The sequence below is a fragment of the Methanolobus psychrotolerans genome, from assembly GCF_002243045.1.
GTDB lineage: Archaea > Halobacteriota > Methanosarcinia > Methanosarcinales > Methanosarcinaceae > Methanolobus > Methanolobus psychrotolerans.
On the sequence record NZ_MBKP01000033.1, the window covers coordinates 35,152 to 57,002 of the forward strand.

22 protein-coding genes and 1 tRNA gene are annotated in these 21,851 nt (G+C 42.1%); 8 read left to right on the forward strand and 15 right to left on the reverse strand.

Annotation, left to right across the window (positions count from 1 at the left end; all coding sequences use genetic code 11):
* Positions 1 to 520: 520 nt before the first annotated feature.
* The 5 genes from BB781_RS10765 to BB781_RS10790 form a co-directional block, all read right to left on the reverse strand.
* Positions 521 to 2,398 (reverse strand): NosD domain-containing protein, encoded by a 1,878-nt coding sequence (locus BB781_RS10765; RefSeq protein WP_094228498.1) that lies wholly within the window; start codon positions 2,396 to 2,398, stop codon positions 521 to 523.
* On the reverse strand, positions 2,395 to 3,582 hold the full coding sequence (locus tag BB781_RS10770) for a right-handed parallel beta-helix repeat-containing protein (RefSeq protein ID WP_164997849.1): 1,188 nt from the start codon (positions 3,580 to 3,582) through the stop codon (positions 2,395 to 2,397). Before BB781_RS10770 ends, BB781_RS10765 begins: the two co-directional genes overlap by 4 nt.
* A 1,168-nt stretch (positions 3,583 to 4,750) precedes the next feature.
* Positions 4,751 to 4,836: transfer RNA gene (locus BB781_RS10780), tRNA-Ser, on the reverse strand.
* Positions 4,837 to 4,965: 129 nt separating this feature from the next.
* On the reverse strand, positions 4,966 to 5,721 hold the full coding sequence (locus BB781_RS10785) for an FKBP-type peptidyl-prolyl cis-trans isomerase (RefSeq protein WP_094228501.1): 756 nt from the start codon (positions 5,719 to 5,721) through the stop codon (positions 4,966 to 4,968).
* A gap of 128 nt (positions 5,722 to 5,849) precedes the next feature.
* Positions 5,850 to 6,590, reverse strand: a complete 741-nt coding sequence (locus tag BB781_RS10790; RefSeq protein WP_094228502.1) for a hypothetical protein — start codon at positions 6,588 to 6,590, stop codon at positions 5,850 to 5,852.
* A gap of 196 nt (positions 6,591 to 6,786) precedes the next feature.
* Between BB781_RS10790 and BB781_RS10795 the strand changes: the two genes are divergently transcribed.
* From BB781_RS10795 to BB781_RS10805, 3 genes are read left to right on the forward strand one after another with little or no spacing between them, the layout of a single operon-like run.
* The gene (locus BB781_RS10795) at positions 6,787 to 7,977 is read left to right on the forward strand and encodes a geranylgeranyl reductase family protein (protein WP_094228503.1); all 1,191 of its coding nucleotides are present in this window, start codon (positions 6,787 to 6,789) and stop codon (positions 7,975 to 7,977) included.
* Positions 7,978 to 8,322, forward strand: a complete 345-nt coding sequence (locus BB781_RS10800; protein WP_094228504.1) for a gamma-glutamylcyclotransferase family protein — start codon at positions 7,978 to 7,980, stop codon at positions 8,320 to 8,322. It begins immediately after the preceding gene.
* Between the two features lie 31 nt (positions 8,323 to 8,353).
* Positions 8,354 to 8,971, forward strand: a complete 618-nt coding sequence (locus BB781_RS10805) for a TatD family nuclease-associated radical SAM protein (RefSeq protein ID WP_164997850.1) — start codon at positions 8,354 to 8,356, stop codon at positions 8,969 to 8,971.
* A gap of 2 nt (positions 8,972 to 8,973) precedes the next feature.
* Here the strand turns inward: BB781_RS10805 and engB are convergent, their stop codons facing one another.
* From engB to BB781_RS10835, 6 genes are all read right to left on the reverse strand, one after another.
* Positions 8,974 to 9,606, reverse strand: coding sequence for a GTP-binding protein EngB (gene engB, locus BB781_RS10810; protein WP_094228505.1), 633 nt, complete (start codon positions 9,604 to 9,606; stop codon positions 8,974 to 8,976).
* The gene (locus tag BB781_RS10815) at positions 9,581 to 10,594 is read right to left on the reverse strand and encodes a DHHA1 domain-containing protein (RefSeq protein ID WP_094228506.1); all 1,014 of its coding nucleotides are present in this window, start codon (positions 10,592 to 10,594) and stop codon (positions 9,581 to 9,583) included. The genes engB and BB781_RS10815 overlap by 26 nt, the downstream gene beginning before the upstream one ends.
* 62 nt (positions 10,595 to 10,656) lie before the next feature.
* Positions 10,657 to 11,949: a COG1470 family protein gene (locus tag BB781_RS10820; protein WP_094228507.1), complete on the reverse strand. Its 1,293-nt coding sequence runs from the start codon at positions 11,947 to 11,949 to the stop codon at positions 10,657 to 10,659.
* Positions 11,950 to 11,953: 4 nt separating this feature from the next.
* Positions 11,954 to 13,513, reverse strand: a complete 1,560-nt coding sequence (locus BB781_RS10825) for a BatD family protein (RefSeq protein WP_164997851.1) — start codon at positions 13,511 to 13,513, stop codon at positions 11,954 to 11,956.
* 81 nt (positions 13,514 to 13,594) lie between these two features.
* Positions 13,595 to 14,098, reverse strand: coding sequence for a hypothetical protein (locus tag BB781_RS10830; protein ID WP_094228509.1), 504 nt, complete (start codon positions 14,096 to 14,098; stop codon positions 13,595 to 13,597).
* Positions 14,099 to 14,110: 12 nt separating this feature from the next.
* The gene (locus tag BB781_RS10835; RefSeq protein ID WP_094228510.1) at positions 14,111 to 14,854 is read right to left on the reverse strand and encodes an RAD55 family ATPase; all 744 of its coding nucleotides are present in this window, start codon (positions 14,852 to 14,854) and stop codon (positions 14,111 to 14,113) included.
* 188 nt (positions 14,855 to 15,042) lie between these two features.
* On the opposite strand from BB781_RS10835, the gene BB781_RS10840 reads away from it, so the two are divergent.
* Together BB781_RS10840 and BB781_RS10845 are read left to right on the forward strand one after the other, a co-directional pair.
* Positions 15,043 to 15,783 (forward strand): Nif3-like dinuclear metal center hexameric protein, encoded by a 741-nt coding sequence (locus tag BB781_RS10840; protein ID WP_094228511.1) that lies wholly within the window; start codon positions 15,043 to 15,045, stop codon positions 15,781 to 15,783.
* Positions 15,780 to 15,965, forward strand: coding sequence for a hypothetical protein (locus tag BB781_RS10845; protein WP_094228512.1), 186 nt, complete (start codon positions 15,780 to 15,782; stop codon positions 15,963 to 15,965). The genes BB781_RS10840 and BB781_RS10845 overlap by 4 nt, the downstream gene beginning before the upstream one ends.
* An 8-nt stretch (positions 15,966 to 15,973) precedes the next feature.
* On the opposite strand, the gene BB781_RS10850 is transcribed toward BB781_RS10845, so the two are convergent.
* The 3 genes from BB781_RS10850 to BB781_RS16480 all read right to left on the reverse strand — a co-directional run bounded on the left by BB781_RS10850 (position 15,974) and on the right by BB781_RS16480 (position 18,487).
* On the reverse strand, positions 15,974 to 16,510 hold the full coding sequence (locus tag BB781_RS10850) for a tRNA (cytidine(56)-2'-O)-methyltransferase (protein ID WP_094228513.1): 537 nt from the start codon (positions 16,508 to 16,510) through the stop codon (positions 15,974 to 15,976).
* Positions 16,511 to 16,515: 5 nt separating this feature from the next.
* The gene (locus BB781_RS10855) at positions 16,516 to 18,036 is read right to left on the reverse strand and encodes an AMP phosphorylase (RefSeq protein ID WP_094228514.1); all 1,521 of its coding nucleotides are present in this window, start codon (positions 18,034 to 18,036) and stop codon (positions 16,516 to 16,518) included.
* 172 nt (positions 18,037 to 18,208) lie between these two features.
* Positions 18,209 to 18,487 carry a tyrosine-type recombinase/integrase gene (locus tag BB781_RS16480; RefSeq protein WP_094228515.1) on the reverse strand — a complete coding sequence of 93 codons (279 nt, stop codon included), beginning with the start codon at positions 18,485 to 18,487 and terminating at the stop codon, positions 18,209 to 18,211.
* 98 nt (positions 18,488 to 18,585) lie between these two features.
* Between BB781_RS16480 and BB781_RS10865 the strand changes: the two genes are divergently transcribed.
* Complete coding sequence (locus BB781_RS10865; RefSeq protein WP_242492628.1) at positions 18,586 to 19,041, forward strand: Fic family protein; 456 nt, start codon at positions 18,586 to 18,588, stop codon at positions 19,039 to 19,041.
* A gap of 287 nt (positions 19,042 to 19,328) precedes the next feature.
* Here BB781_RS10865 and BB781_RS10870 read toward each other — a convergent pair whose 3' ends face one another.
* Positions 19,329 to 20,642, reverse strand: a complete 1,314-nt coding sequence (locus BB781_RS10870; protein WP_094228516.1) for an ATP-binding protein — start codon at positions 20,640 to 20,642, stop codon at positions 19,329 to 19,331.
* 309 nt (positions 20,643 to 20,951) lie between these two features.
* Here BB781_RS10870 and BB781_RS10875 point away from each other — a divergent pair, with 309 nt between their 5' ends.
* Together BB781_RS10875 and BB781_RS10880 are read left to right on the forward strand one after the other, a co-directional pair.
* On the forward strand, positions 20,952 to 21,239 hold the full coding sequence (locus BB781_RS10875) for an AbrB/MazE/SpoVT family DNA-binding domain-containing protein (protein WP_094228517.1): 288 nt from the start codon (positions 20,952 to 20,954) through the stop codon (positions 21,237 to 21,239).
* Positions 21,240 to 21,244: 5 nt separating this feature from the next.
* Entirely contained in the window at positions 21,245 to 21,583 is a 339-nt protein-coding gene (locus BB781_RS10880; RefSeq protein ID WP_094228518.1) for a type II toxin-antitoxin system PemK/MazF family toxin, read from the forward strand.
* Positions 21,584 to 21,851 lie beyond the last annotated feature (268 nt).

Below are 21,851 nucleotides of genomic sequence, written 5' to 3' on the forward strand. Positions count from 1 at the left end.
GTATTTATGTCGACATATAAAAGAATCATGCTCATAATTTCAAAATAAAGCTCAAATTATGAACATTGTGAACATTTAAGATTGGATATGAAAATATTGAAACGCAGGTATTAGGTAAATAATGAGAAGAAAGGATTTTAAGTCCTTCTAAACAATTTATAAGGAATGATCCAGAAGGCACGTGCATATCTCTAAAGGTGGTTGCTGGTTGGTATGTGAGTACCGCCAAAGACATGCTCTTTGCAGCATGTCACCGTGCCTTGTTTGTAAGATAAATGGAATGGTATTTAAGTTTTTATAAATGAATCTGATGTGAGGGTTGTGAGCTACAGAAATACGTTCAAGAAACTCATGAATCGATATAGTCACCAGGTTTCAAAAATAGCTTTTATCAATAAGCAATAATTAGACATAGATTTCACAGATTAACACGGATTTGGCATATAATTGATACAATATGAGAGTATTATTCACACGGACCCGCGCGGCGTTTAAGAGAACAAAAAATAAACTGGAAGGCTTAAAGCCCTCCACTATCCTTCTGCTTTTTCATGAGAACTATACCAAGCACCAAGACAAATCCTAAAATTGATATCCAGAAAATATAACTGAAATTATTACCATCCACAACAGGTTCACCCTCCTCTAAAAGAATAGAAACGTCGGTATTTTCTTCAATAACTTCCACAACGGTGTCTTCTACTACCGCAACAGTGTCTTCTACTACCGCATCGATTTTGAACAAGGCATAGAGTGAAAAGTGGCTTATCATTGCCGTTGCTTTGCCACTTTCCCAGTCAACAGTTGTTTCCATGGCGATCCATCCACCTTCGGATATGTAGGTGTAGATTATCGGAGCTTTGTCCTCAAATTCATCCGGATCGAAATCGATGGTGATCATAACATCCTTATTGAATGTAGTTCCCGAAGGTCCGAAGTCAAAATAAAGACCAGAATTAACAACGTCTGCAGGAACATCTGAGGGTAGAGAAGCCGGAACTGTAACTATGATCTTATCCACAGGATTTCCGTAAGGATCAAGAGCTATGGTTCCTTTTTCAAGCGTTATTGTAGTTTTATCGTCAGACGACTTCACAACAGTCTCAGCTGTTATTTCACCATCCTCATTAACATGCAGATCAGTTATCGTCCCCTGTGATCTTACTCTTGCAGCCACAGAACTGCCACCGGAAATGGAGGAAACACCGGAATCAGAACTTTCGGAGGTCCTGAAAAGTCCGAATGTACCGAATTCTGAGATGTTTGCAGAAACATAATTGCCTGTGGTATTGAGTAAAGCATCTGGAACTTCTATCCAGTCTGAACCACTCAACCTAAATAAAGAAACTGTGGATTCATCATTACTGCTCATTACAGAATCATTATAGGAGAATGTAGTATCCAGATATTGTCCATCTGAACGAGTGATGTTCACATAGCCATTGACATTTGTTTTGCCGGGAAATGCCGCAGAACTCGTTTCAATGCCACGGACTCTGATATCGGATGCATCCGTGACGAATGAAACTTGTGCAGAACTGTTGGTCAATACCACATCGGTTACTACAAGGTCTGTGGAATTAACTACAGCATCAAATCCGTAATTCCCATTACCAATCGCATGATTCCCTGTTAAGATACCGTTAATGGAATCACGGATACGGATACCTGTACCTGCATTAGAATTTGCAAGATTGTTTGTCAAAGTGTTATAATTACTTGAGGAAGAAAGATAGATACCATATTGATCGTTGTTGCTGGCAGTGATGTTATCAAGAACATTATTACTTGAAGATAATAGATGAACGCCATAATTGTTTTCTGAAACTGTGATATTCTGTATTGTTGAATTGCTGGTATATGCAAACAAGACACAATCATATTCATTAGTCAATCCAATATCCCTTACAGTGATGTTCATTGAATTGACCACACAAACAAGTCCTGCATCCGAAGGTATTTGCGCATCTGAAGCATTGACCCAGTAGTAGACAGGTTTGCCGTCAATCTGGTTCGTCTGGTCAATATCATGCAGGAAATGTCCCAGCTCTGAACCTTCAACTGCAAAACTGTAGCCGTTTGATGATATTGTACTATTGCTAAAAATACTGTATTTTGACCTCTCCAGAAAAATACCATTGTCGTTAGAACTTACAGTGGTGTTGGTAAAAGTATTGTTATCTGAGGTACCAAGAAGAATAGCGTAGCCATTAGAATTTGTAGTACTATTTATTAGCGTGTTATCATTTGAGCCAATGAGAGAAATGCCATTGAAAGTGTTGGAATTAGCAGTATTGTTCATCAAAGTATTGTTAACTGCATGACCAAGATAGATACCTACAAAATTAGAACTGGCATTGTTATCAGTTAAAATATTGTTATTTGAATAAGAGATCATAATCCCAAAGAAAAATTTGAACTTAAGGTATTGTTGACCAGAGTGCTGTTATCCGAATAAGAAATAGACATACCCAGAACACCGTTTGACCTTATAATATTATTCGCAATTGAAATATCATTGCTTGAACTAGTAATGCAAATGCCTTGCTGAGTGTTGTTATTGGCAGTGATGTTATCAATTGTGTTAAAACTAGACGAAAACAGGTGAACACCGTAATAGTTTTCTGATGCCGTAACATTGTATATTATTGAATTATCAGTGTATGCAAACAAAACACCGGCATATCCTTGGGTCAATTCAATATCCCTGACGGTAATGTTGGTGGAGTTGATCACACATACAAGTCCTGCATCTGAAGGTACCTGTTCATCTGAATGATCGATCCAGTAATAGAGTGGTTCGCCATTGACAAGGTTAGTCAGGTCTATATCGTTCAGGAAATTTGCCAACTCAGAGCCATTGACTCTGAAATTATAATCATTTAATGACATTAAATTGCCGGTTAGAGTGCTGTTGCCGGAGAAATCAAGAAATATGCCACACAAGGAATTGTTAGTGATGGTATTGCTGTTGATATTGTTGTTAATTGAATTATAGATATCAATTCCTGATTCCGGGTTGTCAATAATGGTATTGTTGGTTAGAGTATTGTTACCGGAATAGTCTAAATAGATACCATCACAACCGGTGTAACTGATGATATTATCTATCATTGTATTGTTCTCACTTGAAGAGTAAAGAGAAATACCATCCCAGCCACTGGAATTGATTATATTTCCGGTCAATATATTGTCAGTTGAATTCTCAAGGTAAATACCGAAGTAATTGTTATAAATCAGGTTGCCTGAAATGTTACAACTGTAAACAGATGCAAGATAGATTCCAGCCATGCCATCTCCTGCACCAGTGATATTAAATCCGCTTATTGTGACATGGCTTGTGTTATCGATATAAAAGACATCATTACCTGATGATGAATTGATGACAGTGGTTGCGAGACCGTTTTCTGAGATAACTGTAAGCGGTTTGCTAATATTTATGTTCTCGGTGTAAGTACCATCGCTTACAAGAATAGTGTCGCCCGGACTTGCATTATAAACTGCGGCGTTTATAGTGGTGTAGTTATATCCACTACCAGTACCAACAGTATAAATAGAAGCTGTAGCTGTTCCTGTGCACAAAAGTAAGATCAATAACAATACTATGTATTTTGGAATTTGAAACCATAAATGTGGAACTATCTTTTGCATACAAACTAATCTCCCTTTGTTCCCTTTGTTATAGATTGGGAGATTGGGATATAAAGAGATGGTGGAAATGACAAATTCTCAATCACGAAGAAGATTCATCGAGAAAGAAATAAAATGAATGGCCAATGGCGACACTAGCCCACCGTCTAACAGCTGAATCCTTGTCACTTGTCAATCTATCGAGATCAGACCAAGCAGCAGATTTGTTACGGAGGGACTCAAATGCAAGAGCATCAGCGGTCCATTTTTTAGCGCATGTTTCCTCATCAAATGTCAATATGTGCAAACGCACCAAAGAAGAGATTTATCAGGCACTAATTTAAAAATTCTAATCGTAATTTTACTGCTTTCAGTCTATCTTCCACATCTTCGCTCAAACTAAGCCTGTGAATCTCTTCCTGATCTACTGTCATCTACCAAAACTACGTCCTTTCAATATAAATAAAATTCTTTTTAATCTCCGCATAAAAATTACATTCACTCCCGCTAACATTCCCCTTATCACCAAAAAAAGTCAATCCACCCGAAGTAGCACAGTGGGAGGTGCGTGCATCATGCAGACTAAGCACCCAAAATGACGAATCCAGCATGAAAGAAAAGCGGCTTTATAAAAAACCTCTATAATAGTATAAACCGCAGATGAACGCTGATACACTCACCTCCTACGGAGTTGAGTGCCTGCTAAACAGTCGTTTAGCAGGTAACACAGATGCGATCATATCTGCGTGCATCTGCGTATATCTGTGGTTCTGAATTCGTTAATAATAAGATTTTTACAAAGCCAGAGAAACAGGCTTATAAAAACAAGCGTATAAAAACAAACTTTGAAAAACCATCCTCATTGCATCACTTAAAAATCTTCGTTATAAATAACAAAACAGCACCTATTACAACTACGATAAAAACGAGATACATTAGGCTAACCAATAGCCGTATTGCGATGGCAAAAAGGGCAAGCACACCGTTTAGAAGAGCAATCGCTATTAAGAGTATTAATGCAATGATGAGAATATCTTTAAGATCCACTTAATCTCACCTATGTAGTATATAGAATCAGGAACTCATGAATGAGTTCTTTTTTTAGTTAAAAATATATCGACGCTGAGGGGGAGATTCGAACTCCCGCAGCGCGTGAGCACTACCGGTTTTCAAGACCGGCGCCGTAGTCCACTTGGCTACCTCAGCATGTCGGATGGTATCTAAATAGCAACTTCAGATATAAGGTTTTTGATTCAAGATCAGTATTTAATGGTAATTAGTCATGATTTCGATGTGAGTGGGAGGAGATCTATAAAAGTGAAGGGAAGAGGAAGATCATTCCTCTGTTGCTTCAGCTTCTTCGTTCTCTGCAGAAGCTTCGGGTACTTCTGCTGCCTCTACCTCAGCGGTTGGAGGGACGTATGGGTGAGTTTCAACGTATTCCAGCTTAGGAATGTCCAGCTTGCTGATGAGCTCACTTGCGATGGTCATCTTTGAAACAAGCCATCTCTGGTTGAATCCAAGCTCTATTGGGGTGTGGACCCTGATAAGGTCATCAGTTACTTCAACCTCGATCTCAGGCATGCCGGTGTAGAGTGAAAGAAGACCCTGTGCCTTGGCGACCTTGTCCTCTATTTTATCCACGATGGTGTACTCATACTCGACTTCCTTGCCTGCAAGAGCATGGTTAAGATCTACACGTACCCTGCGGCCAATGATCTGTGCAATGACACCGCGCCTTCCATTAATCTCAACAGGCATTCCCTGGTATGGCCTCTGGTCCTTGAACTGCTCAGTGAGCTTTGTAATTGAAACAGTCTCAACAAGAGCAGGATTATGTGGACCGAATGCCTTCTCGGGAGGCAGTGCTATAGATCCGGAGTAACCGACTTCCTTACCTACAAAATCCTCATCCAGACCTCTTATAGTGTGACCGGAGCCAACAATTACAATATCTCCACCGTAAACGCCACGTGGATTAAAGATGCCATTGTCCTTTGCAAGCTGTTCGTCGGTTGTGTCAAATATCTGTCCTTCATTGAACCTACCGGTGTAGTTTATTTTTATGAAATCGCCTTTCTCAATTGCCAAATCGATCAACTCAGTATAAGTTATTGGATTAATAGTTTAGATTTGAAATAAAACCTATGAATGGAATTACCTGCACGCTATTCTCATATGTCTTTAAGAATCTTTTGCCAGCAATCAGGTAAAAAAGATTAAAAAGTATCGTCAATGACGATACCAAGAGCAAACTCCCGGTCATCCCCGCCAAGAAGAGTAATAGAAGAATCGGACTCCATGATCTTATCAAAACCAAAGAACATATTCTCAAAAGGAACCCTAGTATCATGCCAGTCAACCCTTCTGCTGTGGCTGAAAACTCCCTTACCCTCTCGATACTTATAAGGGTCCCGCACCCTTCCGATAGCTACCTGTCTCTTGGACATTATGGGCAGCACAATCAGATCATATACCCTTATATCATTCACAAAGTGTATTATATCCTTAGCCCAGCTATCAAGCAGGTGAACCGGAGGCGAGGTCAGCCTGGCAAGCACAGCCTTTTTCATCTGCTCCACCTGCTCAAATTCATCAAACTTATGCATAGTCTCATCAAACTGCTTAACTTCATCATCAAACTGCTTCAGCTTGCTGTTAAGCCGCTTCATCTTCTTCACGACCTCAGGCCTGTCAGCAGAATAATCGACATTCTTAATGGCATCCTCGAACTCTTTCCTGAACCTCTGGTCAAAATCCCTGTACTTATCTCCGAAATGCAGGTATCTCTTGTAATGCTGCGGCTGGTGCTTCATATCCAGCAACTCATTTCCAAACAGGTCCATCAGATGCAGGTCCAGGTCAAATGAGATGAAACCCTTCTCAAGACACACCTGCTCTTGCTGGCCACAATATCCTGTTCGTATTACCCAGACGTTATTCCTGTGTTCGCGTATCATATCTCTCACCATAACGGATAATAGTTAGATATATCTAATAGAATGTGTTTTGTGATAAGCATATTGTGCCACAGCCAAAGGAAACACCTATGCAAAACAGTCATCGGAACGATTCACTCATACCATTTCATTTATGTTGCACACGTTCCATCCGAACTCCATTATATAACCCAATTAGATAAGTAACAACGCAGACATGACACCTGAAGACTCATATGACATTATCGTTGTGGGAGCAGGCCCGGCAGGCTCCACTGCAGCCATGTACGCAGCTGAAAAAGACTTCTCCGTACTCCTTGTAGATAAAAAGAAGGACATTGGAGTACCATTGCAATGCGGAGGCTTTCTCCCCCATTACCCCATACTGCAGGAACTCGTACCAAATGCAGAACTTCCTGTAACCCTTGATGAAATACCCTCAGGCTGCATACACGCAACAGCCTCATACCAGCGTTTCATAGCCCCAAACGGCAGTTCCAAAGGTTTTGACGTAGAGGCTGATGCCATAGACAGGAGACGTTTTGATAAGCACCTGGCAAAAGAGGCAGGCAAAGCCGGTGCACAACTGCTTGTAGGAACAAACGTAACCGAAGTAGATGGTACTAAACTATTCATGGATGGGGCATTCGGAGAATTTGAAGTAGAAGGCAAGGTCATCATAGGAGCTGATGGCCCCAACTCAATCATCGCAAAAGCCAACAACATGCTTCGGGATGCCGACCCCATGGGAACCGGGATAGCCTTTGAATATGAGCTAAGTGGTGCGGACGTTGATAAAGATGCCGTGGAGATGTACTTCGGTAAGGATTACGTCCCCGGAGGATACGCATGGATAATATCCCAGGGTGAAGACACGGCAAATATCGGCGTTGGCATCAGGGAAGCACTCTTTGAAGAGCACCTTTGTGCCAGGGACTATCTAGAACGTTTCATGTACAAGCACCCCATAGCCAGTGAAAAACTTAGCGGTGCATCCGTCACTTCCATCGTAGCAGGACTTGTCCCTGTCGGAGGGGCACCTAAAGTAACTGCAAATCACAACACACTCATAGCAGGAGATGCTGCAGGACATATCATCGCAACCAATGGAGGTGGCATATCCACCGCAATGATCGGAGGAAAACTTGCAGGCGAAACAGCTGCGGAGTTCCTGGCAGGTAAATGCCAGCTTCAGGAATACGAAACCAGATGGCGACAGCAGATGGGACTTGAAATAAAAACCGCGGTCTATGTCCGCAAACTCATGGACAGGCTCATGCTTTCCGACAGGCTTATGTCCACAGCCATCAAAATGATAACAGCAGAACAGATGAAAGCCATACAGTGCGGACAGCTTCCCGAGCCTGTAAGGAAAACATTGTTGAAGCTGAACGTAGGACTCAGTTAAATGTATATCTTTGTTTACGGCACCCTGAAAAGAGGAGATCCGAACCACCAGTTCCTGAACGGTTCGGAATTTATCTGCACAACAAGAACAATAAAAAAATACACCATGCTTAACCTTGGGCCTTTCCCCGGTGTCCTGAAAAATGAAAGCGTATCAACATCATCCATACAAGGGGAAGTCTACGATATCACAGCACAGACCCTTGAAACCCTTGACAGTTACGAAGGTGATTGGTACTTCAGGGAAGAAGTGGAACTTGAAGCCGGTATCACAGCACTGATGTATTTCCTCAGAAAGATACCCGCACTTAACTATGACATAATCCGGGATGGGAACTGGGCATGATCATAAACATAACAACAACATGAGGACACAAATGCCAGACACTGACAAAAGCATCTCCATGCTAAAGGATACAATTAGCTACGAAGCATACGGTAATCTATACCTCAACATAACAAATCAGTGCAGTGCAAGTTGTGTGTTCTGCATCCGTAATATCTGCGATGGGGTTTATGGTTATAACCTCCGTCTTTCAAGAGAACCCACAGAAGAAGAGATAATAAAAGACCTTGAAGGTCTTGACCTTACAAAATATAAGGAAATCGTTTTTACCGGCTTTGGGGAACCTACATGCAGATTTGATACCGTACTCCACATAACCAACTGGCTCCACAAAAAAAGAATACATGTCAGACTGGATACCAACGGTCACGCAGCACTCATGTACCCTGGCAGGGATGTTGTCACAGAACTAAAAGAAGCAGGCCTTGATGCCGTATCCGTTAGCCTTAATGCAGAATCAGAAGAAAAGTACAACCAGTTGTGCAAACCTGCCTTTGAAGGTTCATACCAGGCACTTCTTGATTTTACAAAAAAGTCAATTGATTCCGGAATTAAAACCCGGATGACCGTTGTCAGCCAGCCGGACATTGACATTTCGGAATGTGAGAGAATAGCAACCAGCCTTGGTGCTTCCTTCAGGGTAAGGTAAGCTCAGAAATACTGGAACAAGTCATCCCTTTTAGCAGTATGTAGCCTCTGCCTGATAAGTGACTTCAGGGATTTAAGATCACCTTTCTTGGCACATATCGGAGCCACAATATCGATCCACTGCCTCCATGGTGGCAGCATTTCCAGTTTATTGCATATTCCGTCCAGGGTTGCATTGAATTCACTAGCCTCTATCTTGTCAGTCTTATTGACTGCCAGGATAATATCAATACCAAGTTCCCGGAACAATTCAAATATTTCAATATCCACAGGTATCTCATTTCTCTCTTCCCATCGCTTTACGATGTCAAGAAAAACAGCACCGTCAATGACAAGTACAGCTAAACTTATCCTTTGCGCATTATTCTCAATATAGCGTACGATCTGGTCTTTCACAATATCCTGCTTACGATCCTTGACACCACTCATAAACCCAAAACCGGGCAGGTCTGTGAGCAGCAGGTCAGAGTAGCGTATATGAGTAGGTTTCAGTGTCACACCCGGACGTTTACCCACTTTAAGGTTCTTCCCTGTTATCTCCCGCATAACAGAAGATTTACCTACGTTCGACCTGCCCGCAAAAAGTATCTCAAAATTCACACCTTCAAATTCATCTACCTTTTTCGCCATTTTCATCCACTTTTACCTTACGTTTTTCCTCTCCGATAGCTTTATCGAACTCCCGGAGGAATGCCTCAAATGATTCCTTTGGTATCCGGGCACCAGCAGCGGATGCATGTCCTCCGCCACTGCCACCGAACTGGGGGGCAACCCGGCGCAGGAGCCGATTCAGGTCCACTGTGTCCCTTGAACGCAGACTCATATCATATACACGCCTCTTATGCCTGTATTCAGCCGAAAGCCCGACGTCCTTTCCCCCATAGGAAGCAGCATATATAGCAGATTTGGACATATAACCGTTAGGGTCCACAACATACGCAAGGTTCTCAAGTGTTTTTACCTCACTTTTCACATGGATACGCAGGTTTTCCTCAAGAATTGCACCTTCTTTTGCATATTTAAGTACGTTTGGTATCTCTGTCGGAATAATATCATGTGAAAGTGGCAAAAGCACCTTTCTCTTAAAATCATAATTGCGTCCTGAATAGATAAGTGCCTGGATAAGTGTTCCTGCCTGGAAGAACAGGCTTCTCTTATCCCAGTCACGCAACCATTCTTTTACAGAGGGAGTGTTATCATAATAGTCACCTATAGCACCGTATATAGCCACCCTGCGCATATCCCTGTCAAGTCTTTTTTCAAGAACCTTATACGTAAGTTCTGATGAACAGACTGTCAGATCATTATGCATCCAGTCTGCGTTTATACATTTTTCAGGCAATGGATGATGATCGATATATGTAATAACAGAATTAACTGCAAGTTCTTCAAGTCGCCTGAACAAATCAACACACTTACCCTCATCCACAGCAATATCGCATATTATAATATTCTCATACCCATCAGCAAGCTGTAACTCGTCCAGTATCCCCATGGGCGATGTAAAATAAACATCGGAATCAGGATAAGCACTCTTAGCAATAGCACCTGAACAGACACCATCCGAATCTCCGTGGGTCAGGATCAAAGTAGAATTATTAGCATGGTTATTGGATCTTGTCATGGCACCATCCCCTATAGTGTAAATCAAACAAAAAAAATGATCTCATTCATGAGAATTAACATTCATAGTATTTTGTCTTTGGTATTCTTCAGAAAATCAGCTATTGAACCTAGGATATCATACAGGAATTGCAATTTTCCATGATCTTCCTCTTCACCAGCTACACTTTGCCCGGTTTGAACAGCATCATCCTGATATGCCTCGTATTCTTCATCATAAGAATAGTCATCAGAGTACACCTGATCATCATACGCATCTTCAGTCATCACCTCATTAGGATCCTTTACATGAATTAATTTCTTTATAGAATATACCGTTCCTTCATACTCCTTCGAGTCGACAAATTTTGCCCGGGTTGCAGGAATGACAATGTCACCTGCTTTATCCATGCGTACTGAATAAGTTAACGAAAAGCTTTCGTCTGCACGAAGAACACGACTTTTACCAGTATCACCGGAAAGAAGAACAGCACCTACAGGAAGTTGGTCTGAGACCGTCACATAAGCTGCCCTGTCACCTTCATTTGCTATATTAAGGGTAATATTAACTTCATCATGTAAATTGATACTGTCACTGGACATTGACTTGCTTAAATTTATAAACGGACCGTGAACTATAATATTAGAAGCGTTCAGTTCTTTTGAATAAGTTCTCCCCTCATGTTCGATCCTGATCAGCGTCCCATTAAACGCATATGTTCCTGGTCTTAAAGCCTTAAGTGAATAACTGACAGTCTTTGTTTCAAACGGTTCAAATGACAAGTTCCACTTTATCTCTGAATCCGGGTCAAATACGAATTCCTGAGGAATAAACTCCTGTATACTGACAGATTCCAGGGGAATTCCTTTAAGGTTCTTAATTTCCAGCGTAAAATACGCCCTCTCATCAATATACACTTCATCACTGTTTTTTTTTTCAAATTCAAATGTTGCATCCATCCACTTTATTTTCACGGGAAGAGAACCTGTTGAATTAGAAAGAGCAACACTTATCACAGTATAAGGAGAAGGAATATCATTGCCAGTAACTATTTCAAGAGCTGTTATGTTGAGCCGGTCATCAAATGCAGTGTTATTGGAGATCTCTGTATTGTTAGCTAGTATCGCTCCCCATGAATCATGATAAATGCTTGTGATCGTAAGCATGACATAATCATTTTCAGTATCTTTTGGCTTTGCCGGTGAAAAATCTGCTGCTTTGATAAAGTATCCGCTATGGTTTACCTCATCACCCCAGTAAAGAGTATACTCCTGTGCATCAAGCCATTCAATTTCATCTGACTGTGCATGTACAACACCACAGAAATTCATCAACAGCACAGCCAGCCCCATAAACAGGAGTATTTTCTGCTTCATGAAGTCATGACCTGTCTCTGCGTCGGGATATGAAGTAAACACCAAAAAGTGCCAGTATCATAAAACTTGCTTCAAATCCTGGCTGCACTCTGTCATCACTGACATCGCTTTCATAGACAGGACCACCACTTGAGCTAGTCTGTTGATTGGTAGCAGTACTGCCGGAACTGCTGGAAGATGTACTTGCAACCGGTTCTGCCGACGGGTCAACCACATTGATAATTGGTGCGTTTGATACCTTTTCACCCTTATATCCTTCAAAATCTATGAACGTGGCAGTTGTTTCAGGAAGTTTAAGTTCTCCAATTTCATCCACCCGGACCACATACGAATAGGAAAAAGATTTGCCTTTTGTAGCCACATCATGAAAACTCCTGTCACCGCTTACAAAAGTAACACTATCGGATATGGTTTCACTGGTTATGACACTGGCGTCCCTGTTACCCTGATTCTTCACGGTGACTTTTACTGTTACATCGACACCAGGATTAACCGTTGTCGGACTTACCTCTTTGGTAAGGACAATATCAGGACCATTTATCACAATTTTGGATGTATCTGATGTGAACGTATACTTATTTCCATCCGGTGCAGTAAAGGTGGCAGTGGCTGCAGGAATAGTAAAAGTGCCGGTCTTTGTAGGTTTCAGAGTATACTCAAATATCTTTGCCTTTGTTTCCTTTGCATTGAAAGACAATGTAACTTCTTTAGTAATACTATCCTGAATTTCAAGATCGCTTGTAGTAGGATTGCTGACCTTTACCGAACTAACGTCATAGATGCCATTGTTCCATATGCTGACAGAAACATGTGCCGTCTTATCCATATATATTTCATCAGTGACGGTCTTTGAAATAACAAGCTCTACAACAGGCTCTATTGTAAGGGTTTTTGTTTTAGTGTCTTCGTATATGTCACCATTGATGTCTTCTGATCTTGTTGTGACTGTTATGTCTACTTTTGTCTTTTCCCAATAATGTGGTATCTTCAGTTTTACCTTTATAGGGTCAAGTACTTCATCCTCTTCTATGGAAGTAAAATGATGCTTCAGCTTACCATCAGCAAGCTCCATGCCATCAACATCTATCACTACATCCATATCATAGGCCTGAGCATCGCCTTCATTATCAATATCAATGGTTGCAGTTATATATTGAGGAGAAAGAGTCCGTGGATCATATGTATCTTTGTCTGTCCCGATCACAATACCCATCTCAGGTATGCCTCTTTCATAAACTTCCACAGCAGCAGTGGGATTTATCATGTTACCTGACCAATTATCGATATTGAGAGTTACAGTTGTCACAAAGATACGCAAATCCTCCCCTTTATCAGTATCGCGGAATTCAAAACCTTCACCAGACCGTGCAGGGGATTTCTTCATCAGCTGTCCTTCACGGTAGACGCCTATACTCACAAAGCCATCCGTATTGAAGTCTTCCACTTTTATCGTATAATCGCCTGATTTTAGTGTGTCTCCCCATTTAAGAGTTCCTTTTGCATCTGCACCGTCACTCCATTCAATGTCATCAAGTGTGTATGCCATTACAGGAGAACTAAACAAAATTAAAACAATAAAGAATGAAAAGAAAAGATTTTTCGTGATCATAGACATCCCAGATATTTATTTATACATCGTAACCGGTCAACTTCTTGGATAAAGTGACTTAAATCCTTGTATTTGAGAAGGCCTGTCAATTACCTTGGTTCTTGAAGTTGATTCTGGAAGATTCATTAACGAAGGCTGCTGTATCATACCAACAGTACGGTCATCCATCATGATTGAACTCCTGTAACCAGATTCAATGAGTCTCTCTTCCTGCACAAATAAAAAAGGATCATAAGCAACTTTTGAGTCATTACGCTGTTTTTCACTCTCTTTTTTAGAGAGACCTGCGTGCATATCTCTCTCTTTGGATTTTATGCCTTCTTCTTTGCCTTTGGTATATTTTTCTTTGACTAACTTATCAAATCCAGCCTCTTTGGCAAGGTCCTCAAGCATGGAATATCGTTCACTTACCCAACCCAGCTCCGAGTGTTTATGGTACCCTACTTCAAATCCAAGATCATATGCATTTTTCGAGAGCTCTGTAACCTCAGAGTCAGTGAGTTGTGTTTTTTCTTCCTTTTTCGTGAAAAATCGTACCATGCAGTAACACCATCATTCAAGAAAACCACTAACAACAAGCCCCTTATCACTGAAATTCACTGTACGCATATTACAATCATGCTTAGTGCCTCTCATTTTAATAATCTGCAATGCACGGGTCATTGTTTTATCATAAAGGAAGTTATGCATGAAAACTACCCCGTGAGCTGCAAACTGTTCTGTGGAGTAAGCGCTTGGCTCTGTCATTTCAGATATGAGTATAGTGGTACAGCCAAGCTTCTTAAGATTCCTTATAAAGCGGCTCATTTCTTTCTCCTGAAGAGACACGTCCCTGCTGGTGAACCTTATAGCAGATACAGAGTCTATTACAAGCCTTTTTACATCATACTCTGCCACATAGGCTGCAATCTCCCTGAATACCATCGCAGGAGACGGAGCTTCGTGTTCTGCTGAAGATGCTGAGACTTCGTAGTCAGGAGTGATATAATCACTCATTTCATCCATGTACCCATATTCCATTCGCGGACCAAGGTCTGCAAAAAGCAATTTCTTCATCTTGATGAGAGTGAGCACGCTTATTGAGTAGTTTGACATATCATCAATGATATTTTGCGGACTTTCAAGTAAGGTTACATAAAGTCCTACTTCCCCAAGAGCTGCGCCATGTGCCAGATACTGCACGCAAAAAGTCGTTTTGCCACTGCCCGGTGGACCACTTACCAGGTAAACACGTTCTGCGAGCAATCCGCCCTGTACCAGTTCGTCAAAACCCTCTATGCCTGTCTTTATCCTCATGGACTATCCTCGAATATTTAATAGTACAAAATATAATAAAATAATTATTTATAATTATACGGTGCATCTATTTGAATGCTTCGATTGTATTCACAGTTATAAAATAATAGTGAACATATAATTATGTAATTGATATTCATAGACATGCTTCCGACAAGTTAAAATCAGTTTAAAATTATTCCTTTTTTATGCAACTAAAAGACATTATCCCCATCCTTGAACAAATAGCACCCCCGGAACTTGCCGAGGATTTTGATATCGGCAGGATAGGTCTCACACTTGACCTGCAAAATGAGGTTCATAAGATAGCTGTTGCTCTTGACCCCACCGAATATGTGCTTAACAGAGCCGCAATGATAGATGCGGACCTTCTAATAACACATCACACCTTGATATTCCATCCAATTAATTGCATCGGCCGGGAACTGGCATACAACCTTAAGACAGCACTGGATAATGGAATATCATTATACTCCATGCACACTAATTTTGATAAGGCCAAAGGAGGTATTAACGATGCTCTTGCAAAGAGACTCGGATTATCAGACATACAGCAAACTCCCATTGGCAGGATCGGAAAAATAACTCCGTGTTCAACAGAGACTTTTGTCAACCATGTTTCAAAGAGTCTGAACACACATGTACAATATGCAGGCAAAAAAGAGGAGATACGAAAAGTAATGGTGTTCGGTGGTAGTGGTTTCAGGTCAGAATACATCGAAGCAGCAAGAGTATACGGAGCAGATGCCTATGTATCATCAGAAATGAAGCATGATATAATACGTTCCTTCAGCGATATGCTACTTGTGGATGCTACACACTATGCCACCGAAAATCCAGGTATGCAGGACCTCTGCCCGGTACTTGCTGAAAAATTAAAACTTGATGTGGAATTCATAGACCATGATCCGCTTATAAGAATGATATGACAGCATGTGATCACATGGCAGCAGAAGATGAAAAAGGTGAAGAACTCCTCAATGAAGAAGATCTCGAAGAGTTATTTGAGAAGAACCTGAAGAAAAAAGAGGAACCAAAACACCGTGGATACGGTGACTATGAAAGAAAAAGAATATACAGAGGACCTTCTGTAAAAAGGGACCCTGAATAAGAGATCCCTTATTGCCTATTGTCAATAACCTTCTTACCGCATTTCTCAGGAACTATTGTCAATTCCCCGCCTGTAAATTTATTTATAAGAGGGTCGCTTTCGGCTATGCGGTCCATGGTGATCGCCACAGCAGCGACTTCTGAATGAGGCTGGTTACCAACTGCAACATTCCAGTCAGCCATCTCATATATTTCAAAAGGTACTTTTTCAGCACCTACAACGATCATGAGCTTATCGCATTGACGAATCTCAGGAACTGCATCCGGCAGGTTTATCCCGTACATGGACAGATGGCAGACTTTGCCGCCATCTTCCTTCCATCTCCTGATCTCTGCTTTCCAGCTGACATTATTCTTAACGTAGAAATCTCCTCCCCATCTTGTTGCAACATCGGCTATGTTGTCGGCAAGTTTCTGGTCCTCAGATGCCAGAAGCATTCCCTCGGCACCAAAGGCTCTTGCTGCCAACCCTACGTGTGTGGTTATTCTTTTATCTCTCTGGGGACGGTGACCAAGCCTTAGTATGACTATCTTTTTTGTTGGCATGGCGATCAGACTTCGGTGATATCTGCTACTTTCTCCAGAAGCATGCCTTCCACAACTATCGGAAGGAACTCTCTTGCACTCTTGATAGCATCTTTCAGTTTTTCCTCTTTCTCGGCATATATTGTAAGAACGGGCTGGCCTTCCTCCACTGCTTCCCCGCGCTTTTTGTGGATCATGACACCTGCACCTTTGTCGTTTGGTGCACCGGCAAGCCTTGCTATCTGGACAATACGCTTGTTGTAGAATTCAAGGATGTAACCGTTTGTAGGGGCTTTTAGATCTGCCGTGAATTTACCGACCGGAATATCCTTATGGGTCACATTAGGATTGCCACCTTGTATCTCAATTATCTCTTTCATTTTTGCCAGAGCCTTTCCATTTTTCAGTGTTTCAAGCGCCAGCTCACGTCCATGTCCTTTGGCAGCGACACCTCCCATTTCAAGAAGCATACCTGCAAGGACAACACTTTTTTCAATAAGACTGTTAGGACCTTCCATTGTTTCAAGGACCTTGAGGGCTTCGATAACTTCAAGGGCCGGACCGACGGTTCTTCCTACAGGCGATGCACCGTAGGTGAGTGCGCAATCCACATCCATGCCCAGACGCTCACCGAGGCTGATAAGGTCCCTTGCAAGCTTTCTTCCGGCCTTTATGTCAGGTATCTTCGTACCTGAACCGGTCGGAATATCTATGACTACTTTCTGGGCACCGACAGCGCCTTTTTTCGCCATGATGGAAGCCAGCAGCTGGCAGTGCGGATCAATGGAAAGCGGGTATTCGATCTTAATAAGCTTGTCATCTGCAGGTGCAATGTTTGTAGCACCTCCCCATACAATGACACCACCAACCTTTTCTGTCATTTCTTTTATCTGCTGGGCAGTGAACTCAACCGGAGCCAATATCTCCATAAGATCTGCTGTGCCACCTGCACCGGTTATAGCACGGGAACTGGTCTTTGGTATCAACAAACCATTTGCTGCAACGATAGGAACAATAAGAAGAGATATCTTATTTCCAGGAACACCGCCTATGGAGTGCTTGTCCATTATAGGAGAAGTGCTGAACTCTATACGCTCGCCTGTGTCTATCATTGCTTTTGTGAGCCATTCTGTCTCATCCTCACTCAGGTCCTTGATGTAAGTCGCGGTAAGGAAGGCAGCTAGCTCGATATCATCAAGGTTCTCCTCAACGATGTCCTTTACAAGCTCATTGATCTCATCCCTTTCAAGCTTACGGCCATCCATCACTTTCCTGATGATCCGGGTTGATTTTGGTTTTTCTGCAGGCTCGACTTCCACTATTTCAGTCCATTCCTTCTGTAGCTGTTCCTGCACCTCATGATACAGCCCTATCATTCCCGGAGCTATCATATCCTCTGTGAAATCAACAATTGCCGTAAGAACTGTGTGATTCTTGACCCGTACCCTGTCCCCCTCATTAACTCCCATTTCTTTGGCATCGATAGTATTCAATACCACTTTGTATTTGCCGACTTTGATATCAATAGGCTGTACTTTTAACTTCATTGTTTCACCTTTATATTTACACTGAAAAATGCCTCAAGGAATAAATAGGTTTATGGCTCAGCAACCAAAGGGTTAAGTGAACACTAGTATATTTTAATAAAATTACCGAAATGGACATGGATTTTAAGCCTAACCCGAATATAGGACTATCTCGAACATCCATAGAGAATGATTACGTAGTCCAGTATTTCCTCAAAAATGACGGTTGTAGAATGAGATCCAATGAATCATAAATCTTTTCAAGATCACTCAACAAGTCATTCACCAATATATCAAGACAATCAAGTGTTGTTTCTATTCTTTTGTGGCGTAGATATTTTGAAACTGATAATATTGGATATCCCGCGTCTAAAAGATGCTGTTCCCGACTTCGCCGAAATGTGTGAGTGCCTATTCTCTTCTCAATACCTGCCTTAGAGCATAATAAAAGATGGCCTTTTTTGACGACCATATCGAGATAGAGAAACCTGGCATTCTGCTGCCGGGCTTGACGGTAGAGGATATGCTGGAAGGTGCGCCTCCAAGATACGCAACCATGTGATTGCCCGTGTGTTCAGGGAGCTGGACCTGATAGAACAATGGGGCAGCGGTGTTCGCCGCATGTTCAAGGAAGCGGAGGCGTTAGGGCTTCCCAGGCCGGAGATAATTGAAACCGGCATGAGGGTGAGATTCACTGTCTACCTGGCAAGATCCATAGAATTACCAACAGAAAGATATGTAGCCAAAGAAGAAACCGGCGCCCAGTCACCGACCCAGTCAGACAATCCTATTCTAAAATTGTTGCTATCACTCCAGGATGGAGAAAAGTCTTCTGGAGAACTCCGCAGTATTTTGAATATCAAGCATCGCCCTACCTTCATGGATAACTATCTCCACCCAGCTCTTGGTGAAGAATTCATTGAGATGACAATCCCGGAAAAACCAAGCAGTAGATTGCAGAAATACCGCCTGACGCCTAATGGCCGTGCATTCTTAACGCAGGCAAAGAAGGATGAAAAAGAATGAACGGATTGTACTTCTTTTCTGAAGATACTCGCAAAACCACATCCTGTTCCTGCCACATGATCGGCTCCCTACTGGTGCCCTCGCCGTAAAAGGGAACTCAGCGCCTTAATGTAAGGGATATACCATGTGTGGCAGAACCACTGTAATGAGTGGCTTTGCTGTATGCATCTGATTGGAAAAATTTAACAAATAAAATGGTATCTGATACTGGATGCACGGGTCAAGGAGTAGGAAAAGCTCCCTGAATTAATTACGATCAAGAATTTGGCCAATCAATTCTTCCTGTATCAGCAGACCAGCAGGAACAGGGCAAGCGGTATGAACAGCACATTGTCAGCGATCTTCAGCGTATCCTTTGTTACAACTATGCCAAAAGGGGAACCAAACTCTTTCATGAATTCCCTCACACCCGATATGTCACCGGGATCCTGGCGGTATTTGACTTCCACAGGGATTGGAATTATAGAAGGCTCGATTATTATGTCCACTTCCTTTTTGCCTTTCCAGTAGTAGCTCTTCGGACGGCCCTTATAAGTCCCTGCAAGCCGTGATGCGTGGTCCTGTGCTATCGTTCCAACGGTCTTGCCTGCCTCCTTACCGAACTCGAATAAGCGTGTGTTGAGCAGGCCCACAAGTACATTCCTGGTGCCGTGGTCCCTCAGGTACAGTTTTTTCCCCTTTGCAAAAGTGCTGTCGCTTTTTGAATAGAAATGAGACTCTGATGTCATGAACACATCCGACAGATAGCCCAGATACACCATGAGCGTGTCATATTTAATGCCGACAGCCTTTGCAAAACTGTGATAGTCAGTGACCTGACAGCTCTGCATGGCACACCTGATGACCGTGTTCTCCAGGCCTTTGATGTTCCTGACAGCAAAGGTTCGCATAATATCCTTGTGCAGTGTAAGCATGAAGCGGTCCATGAGGATGTCCTTTGCGTCATCCATGTTGACCCCCAAAAGGCCAGGATATCCGCCTGCGATGATGTAGCCGGTAAGATAGGGATCCATATCGGGAACAACGCGAAGCAGATCATCAAGATATTTCAGGAAGACTTCATAGAGCAAGAGTGGATCGTTCCCTGTCAGGGCATCTCTCACGACCGAAGGATCAGGAAGATAGAGATCGTTCTCTTCCTTCAAGTGATATTGCAGGTGATCCGCAAAGCTCCACTGTAACATACGGCGAAGCCTTGACCTGCCTATCAGGGATTGCGAGCTTCCCTTTTCTATCTCGGAGACCGAAGAGCCGCAAACATAGAACTTTACCTTTGTCCCAAGATCATAGTACTGTTTCAGGTAATTACTCCAATTATTGACCACCTGTACCTCATCCAGAAAAATGCAGGCTTTATCTGATCCAGGAGGCAGTACGTATTTGATGAAAATGTCCATGACATCTTTAATGGGCTCTTCACTGAGAGTTGAGATGGATGTATGGTCCATTGATATATACATGATGTTATGAGCAGGTACCCTTGCTTCATCAAGCAGGAATTGAATCATCTGCTTCATGAGAACGGTCTTGCCTACCTGTCTTGGGCCGTAGACTATTTCTATTTCAGGGGAATCCTGCTCCTTTATCAGATCCTCGTACAATTGAGTTCTGTAATGTGGTACCGTGAAAGGGCGGCTTTTCCACCATGGATTGTACTCATACAGGACATTCAGGATGCCTTCAATGCTACTCTCTTACAGTACCATTACCTGTATATTGGTAATTTAAGCGTATTAAAGTCACCTTTATGAAGGTAGCTTTGTTGCAGAATTATTGCCATTATACAGGTAATTATTATCCGCCATAAAATAGGGTTTGTACTCAAAACCAATATATCCCCGGAAATCCAACTAAAGTAAGACAACATCTTACGTAAGACTTTGTCTTACATACTTATGGAGAAAATTTATATGTGTACTATAATCGGTTTCAAGGAAGTGACGGTTTCGGGAAAGGGTCAGATCGTGATCCCAAAAGAGCTTCGCAGAACAACATTCCCCGAAGGCTCACAGGCAGTGTTGGTAGCGTACACTGATCACATGGAAATCCGCCCGCTTCCCTACGTGCTGGAAAAAATGGAATGTGCTCTGATATCAGAAAATGCATTTGCGCAGGAATGGGATACACCCGAAGAAGATAAAGCATGGGAAAACCTGCTTGAGCATGCAGCAGAATATCAGCACAAGAAAAAGGATTGAGAGCGATGCCTCCAAAATATAAAAAAGGTGATGTTGTCGTTCTGCCTTTTCCTTACACAGATATGACAGCGATTAAAACACGTCCAGTCCTGATCATTGCACATCCCGGAGGCACGAATGTGATAGTAGCCCAGATAACGAGCCAGCAGGCCCGTAATGATGAATATGCGGTATCTCTGGAAGAGAAGGACTTTGCAGAAGGTTCACTGCCAACAGCAAGCTTTGTCAAGACCAATATGATCATGACCCTGGCAGAGGATATGATCCTTGCAAAAACAGGAGTAGTGGACAAAGATAAAATTGAAGAGGTTGAAAATCAATTAGTTCGGATATTTACGCAGTGAGAACAGGTCAGTTTATGCGAATTATAGCTAACTCCTTGAAAAATAGTGGAGTTTATAAAACAGAATAAGTTTGACTCTGTAGATTCCCGCAAGACGAAACAAAATGATCTGCATGATACCCCGGAATACTTTTTTCGCAGGAATTCTGTAGAATTCTCTGTACAAATGCAATAGTCTTTGGAATAATCTTCTGTACAGCAGCATAGGAATGTGCCGCCTTCGGTGGATAGTTACTTTGTTTTTAGTTTGCCGGTTATTTTTGTGGAGC